This is a genomic window from Bradyrhizobium sp. STM 3809, from assembly GCF_000239795.1.
In the GTDB taxonomy this organism is placed as follows: Bacteria; Pseudomonadota; Alphaproteobacteria; order Rhizobiales; family Xanthobacteraceae; genus Bradyrhizobium.
The window spans coordinates 1-4,834 of the sequence record NZ_CAFJ01000483.1; the positions used below are offsets into that span (position 1 = coordinate 1).

The window sequence follows — 4,834 nt, forward strand, 5'->3', positions numbered from 1 at the left end:
CCTGCCGCTCCCCGTTGCTACGCTCCGTGACGATCGGCCGAAACGTCCCTCTTCATCGCAAACGGGATGGGCGAAAACATCGACCTGATTTGCCCGACGCGACAAGGCCAGCAGCGTGCGACAAACTGGCTCGACGGGCAGTTTGCGCATGAGAGGGCTGCGGGAAATGCCCGTCGGGCTGAGGAGGCCACTTTGACGCACATCGCCCGCATCCTGGAGGACCATCTATCTCACAGATGGACGGAGATGATCGCACCGTCGACGGCTTGAATGGGGCAGAGCTTCGACCCCGGGGCCTCCAACTTTGACGGGCAATCCTATGAACGGAGAACACGATCTCCATCAACCATGCACGCGGTCGCTGTCTTGCCTCGACACATCTTGAACGCGAGTGGGTCTTATGGTCCTGATCGGCAGAAACTGCATTGGGGGAGACGAAAATGGGGCTGTTCGACTGGCTGAAACCCAAACGGCCGACACGCGGACCGACACCGGAAGGACTGTATGGCGCGATGCCCAGGGGTTCGCGATGGCAGTCCGGGCCGGACCCCGCTGGCGATCCTGAGAACTTCGTCCCTGGGCCGGACGCCTGCGTGTTCGAGATCAAGGAATGGAGATGGGACAAACACCTCTGGATCGAGGTGGAGAGCGCTACGGCCGACGGCCCGGCGGGGTTCGGGCTCGTGCTCGGTCTGTCAAACGGCACGCAGACCGACGCCGTCGAAAGCTGGGAGCTCGACGGCCGCGGAGCGCCGGTGCGGACGTCCCGCGAGGAATGGACGATTCCGCTCGGGCATCCGACGCGAGAGCTGGCCTTGGTGTCGCATGGCGAGCGGACGACTCGCCTGCTGCGCGGGCTCGAGCACTGCTTCGGCTTCGAGCCCAAGACCCGTCCGGCGCTGCCGGACAAGAGCGCGGTGATGTCGGTCCTGTTGCCGCTGCGCGGCCTGATCGTTCCGGACCAGGACCGGTTTACGATGCGCACGAAGGTCGTGCTCGAGGAGCAGAATGGCTGGCCCTATGCCGAATTCTTCCTGAACATCAATTCGGTCCGCAGGCAGCTCTGGGTCTCGGAAAAGTCCGGTGAATACAGGCAGGCCATCCTGTTCCGATTCTCCGATTTCGCTGCGGAGGCTGGTTGACGGAACGGGGCAGCCGGGACGGCGAGTTCCCTGCCCGGACCACAGATGCCCGCTCCGGTTGAGATAATTTTAAGAGACCCTTCGCATTGATGATGTGTTCGTCGGGTGGAGGGCTTCGCAGGTGGGATCCGTTACCAACTCATTGACACCGGCACGGTCGCGGCGGCTCGCGGCCGCAGTCCTGATCACGGCCGTCATGATGGCAGCCGGGATGCTGCCGCGCGCTGCGGAGGCCAAATCGTGCTCCCAGCAGGGCGAGGAATGCCGGGCCTTGGCGCGGAGCAAGGTGTCGGCGCAATATTTCGACAGATACGTCAACCGATGCTTCGCCGAGACCAACGCCTGCATTGCGCGCTGCAAGACCGGGGTCAAGGTGTTCGTCGACGTCTTCGACGGCTCCGGCAGTGCCCAGCAATATCCGATCGACGAGTGCCGCTAGCCCGGCAGGCTGGATCGCCACATCAAGTCCCTGCCCGCACGACGGCAAGCCGCCGGCCGCGGCGTCGTGGCCGGATTGCCCTGCCTGACGCGGCCTCGCGTGGGATCAGGCAAATCAGGGGCGTCAGGGCCTCCATCAGAAGATCGAAATTCGGGTTCAGTCCGTCTCTGCATCGTCATGGCCGGGCCTGTCCCGGCCGTCGACATCGTTCGGCGTGCCGAGCACGATCTGGATCCCGGGGACGGATTGACCCCTTGGCCTGGTTGCTCGTCGCGCACGCCTGACGTCCGCTAAGGTCGCCTTGGAACCAGAAGGGAGCCACCATGCCGACCATCGTCATCACCGGCGCCAGCGACGGCATCGGCGCGGCCGGCGCGCGCCAGTTGAAGGGACGCGGCCACGACGTCGTGCTGGTCGGCCGCAACCAGGCGAAGACCGCGGCGCTCGCGCGCGAGCTGAACGCGCCGTTCCACACCGCCGACTACACGAGGCTCTCCGACGTCAAGCGGCTCGCGGCCGAGCTTGGCGAACTCGGCCGGATCGACGTGCTGGTCAACAACGCCGGCGGCATCATGGGCCCGCGCGAGCTCACCGCCGACGGCTTCGAGAAGAGCTTCCAGGTCAATCACCTCGCCGCCTTCCTGCTGACCCGCCTGCTGCTGCCGCGCCTCGTCGCGAGCCGCGCGCGGGTGATCCAGACGGCGAGCGCCGCCGCCAACATGTTCGGCGGGCGCTTCGACACCGCCGACCTCAACAACGAGCGCAACTACACGCCGCTCGGCGCCTACGGCCGCAGCAAGCTGGCGAACATCCTGTTCACCCGCGAGCTCGACCGGCGGCATCACGCCGACGGCCTTGCCGCGGTCGCGTTCCACCCGGGCGTGGTGCGCACCAACTTCGCCAGCGAGACGACGCCGATGATGCGGCTCGTCTATCACTCGCCGCTCAAATACCTGCTTCCGCTCAGTCCGGCGCGCAGCGCACAGCGCCTCGTCAGGCTCGCCGAGGGCGCGCCTGGCACCGACTGGCAGCCCGGGGCATGCTATGCGGGGCAACGTCCGATGAAGGTGGTCTATCAGGATGATGGAACAGCGGCGCGCCTGCTGTGGGAGCAAAGCGAGGCGTTCGTGAAGCCCTGGCTCGCCTGAGCGCCACATGCGCCGGCGCGGCGCCCGGTTGCGTGGCGCGCGACCGAAGGACATGCGCCATCCGCGCAGGGACGCTCAGTTCATCGAGATATGGTGCAGATGCATGGCGAGCATCATCGGGTCGTGATGGGTGTCCGTGGCGGGTGATGCGTAGGTCGTGTTGCTGTGGGCCTCACCAGCATGGGCCGCGTCGGCCTGCGCATTCGCCAGCACCTGCGCGGCGCCGGCGGCATCGCCGAGCTTGGTCAGGCTGGCAGCCGTCTCGGCCGCCACCGCCGAGGCGATCGCGGCGGCCTGCGCCGGCGTCTGCATCGGCGCGGCGACGCCGGCCGCATGCGGAATCTGCGCGAGCAGCGCCTGCGTATTCGGCGTCGAGATGTTGTAGCCGAGCGTCTCCAGCACCACGAGGTCGATCGGCGACAGCGTCTGCGACGTCGTCGGATTGTAGAACTCGTTGAGCGGATCGTGGGCGCCCTGGATGCCGGAGTTGAGGAAGTCGGCCGGGTCCGAGGTCTGGCCGTAGTCGGCGATCTTGGTCCGCCCGCCGTCGAGCGACAGATAGGCGGGGGGCGCCGAGCTGATGCTGTTGTTGATCAGATTGTGGCCGGCCCGGGTGAAGTCGAACAGGTCGAAGATATCGAGATTGCCCGGCGACGGCACGCGGCCGAGCGCATGCGACAGCTCATGCAGGGCGACGCCGACCAGCGACTGGTTGGGGATGTCGGTGCTGAAGGTGGCGAAGCCGTCCTCGGTGGTCGTGCTGGTCGGATCGATCAGACCGAGCACCTTGGCCTGCGCGTTGGAGACGAACACCTGGGAGTGGCCCTGCACCGCCCGCGCGATCGGCAGATTGTCGAACACGGTGTCGCCGGCCGCGGCGTGATCCTGCAGGTCGGTGCGGACCTGGGTGTAGTTGGCCAGCACGCCGTTGCTGACATTGGCGCCGGCGCCGCCCCCGGTGCCGGCGAAATCGATGGCGAGATTGACCGTGGCCTGGTCGGTGATCACCGAGGACAGGATCGCGGCCGCCTGCTCCACGCCGGCGCGAAAACTCTCGGGCGCCGCCGCGGCGGCCGCGTCGAAGGTGAGATTGAAGGTCAGGCCTCCGCTGTGCACCGCGACCGTCTCCGAGCCATCGGCATGCACGACCGGAGCCGACACCGCGCCCGCGGGCAGCGCGAACGGCGTCGCGGCGGCCGCCGTGGTCGTCGTCGTCGCCTTCGCCGCGGCGGTGTCATGCATCGTCAGGGCGTCGGAGCTCAGTCCGAGCTGGTCACAGGTCAGCGTGTTCAATGGCCGTACTCCCTCCCCGCGGCGCGTATCCGCATTTGCGAAGCGTTCGCAATGAAGGGACCATCGTCGGCAACTGAGGGCAAAGTCTGACGTCGCCGGAACCTCTTCGGGGCAGGCGCGCCACGGTTTGGATGCACGATGCGCGTCTCGTCATGCTCCCGCCGCGCTGGTCACCCGCGACGAACAGAGGCAATCTGCGGCAGGCACCCCGCCTTCACGCATCCAGCCAGATGTTCGACAAGCCCTTCCGAAGCGAGAGATCGTCATGAAGCATCGTCAGCTCGGCCGTTCCGGCCTCCATGTTCCGCCCCTCTGCTTCGGCTGCAACGTCTTCGGCTGGACGGTCGACGAGGCGGCCTCGTTCCGCCTGCTCGACAAGGTGCAGGACGCCGGCCTCGTTTTCCTCGACACCGCCGACGTCTATTCGCGCTGGGTGCCCGGCCATACCGGCGGCGAGTCCGAGACCATCATCGGCAAATGGATGAAGCAGCGCGGCAACCGCGCCAAGATCATCCTGGCCACCAAGGTCGGCATGGACATGGGCGACGGCAAGGTCGGGCTGAAGGCCGACTACATTGCGCGCGCGGTGGAGGACAGCTTGCGCCGGCTGCAGACCGACGTGATCGATCTCTATCAGTCGCACAAGGACGACGAGGCGACGCCGCAGGAGGAGACGCTGGCGGCCTATGACAAGCTGATCAAGGCCGGCAAGGTGCGCGTCATCGGCGCCTCGAACTTCTCCGCCGAGCGGCTGCAGGCCGCGCTCGACATCGCCAAGGCCAACAACCTGCCGCGCTACGAGAGCCTGCAGC

At 66.8% G+C, this 4,834-nt stretch carries 5 protein-coding genes; 4 read left to right on the top strand and 1 reads right to left on the bottom strand.

The genetic code is table 11. The features are described from left to right. Nucleotides 1-440 precede the first annotated feature (440 nt). The 3 genes from BRAS3809_RS22465 (at nt 441) to BRAS3809_RS22475 (ending at nt 2,729) form a co-directional block, all read left to right on the top strand. Nucleotides 441-1,142, top strand: a complete 702-nt coding sequence (locus BRAS3809_RS22465; RefSeq protein WP_008964332.1) for a hypothetical protein — start codon at nt 441-443, stop codon at nt 1,140-1,142. A gap of 196 nt (nt 1,143-1,338) precedes the next feature. Further along, nucleotides 1,339-1,581: a hypothetical protein gene (locus BRAS3809_RS22470; RefSeq protein ID WP_240535745.1), complete on the top strand. Its 243-nt coding sequence runs from the start codon at nt 1,339-1,341 to the stop codon at nt 1,579-1,581. Nucleotides 1,582-1,904: 323 nt separating this feature from the next. Continuing rightward, entirely contained in the window at nt 1,905-2,729 is an 825-nt protein-coding gene (locus tag BRAS3809_RS22475) for an SDR family NAD(P)-dependent oxidoreductase (RefSeq protein ID WP_008964334.1), read from the top strand. A 75-nt stretch (nt 2,730-2,804) separates the two neighbouring features. On the opposite strand, the gene BRAS3809_RS22480 is transcribed toward BRAS3809_RS22475, so the two are convergent. Continuing rightward, nucleotides 2,805-4,022 carry an NF038122 family metalloprotease gene (locus BRAS3809_RS22480; protein ID WP_008964335.1) on the bottom strand — a complete coding sequence of 406 codons (1,218 nt, stop codon included), beginning with the start codon at nt 4,020-4,022 and terminating at the stop codon, nt 2,805-2,807. Nucleotides 4,023-4,287: 265 nt separating this feature from the next. On the opposite strand from BRAS3809_RS22480, the gene BRAS3809_RS22485 reads away from it, so the two are divergent. Beyond that, nucleotides 4,288-4,834: aldo/keto reductase (locus BRAS3809_RS22485; RefSeq protein ID WP_035657676.1), on the top strand; the 547-nt coding region annotated here is incomplete at its 3' end.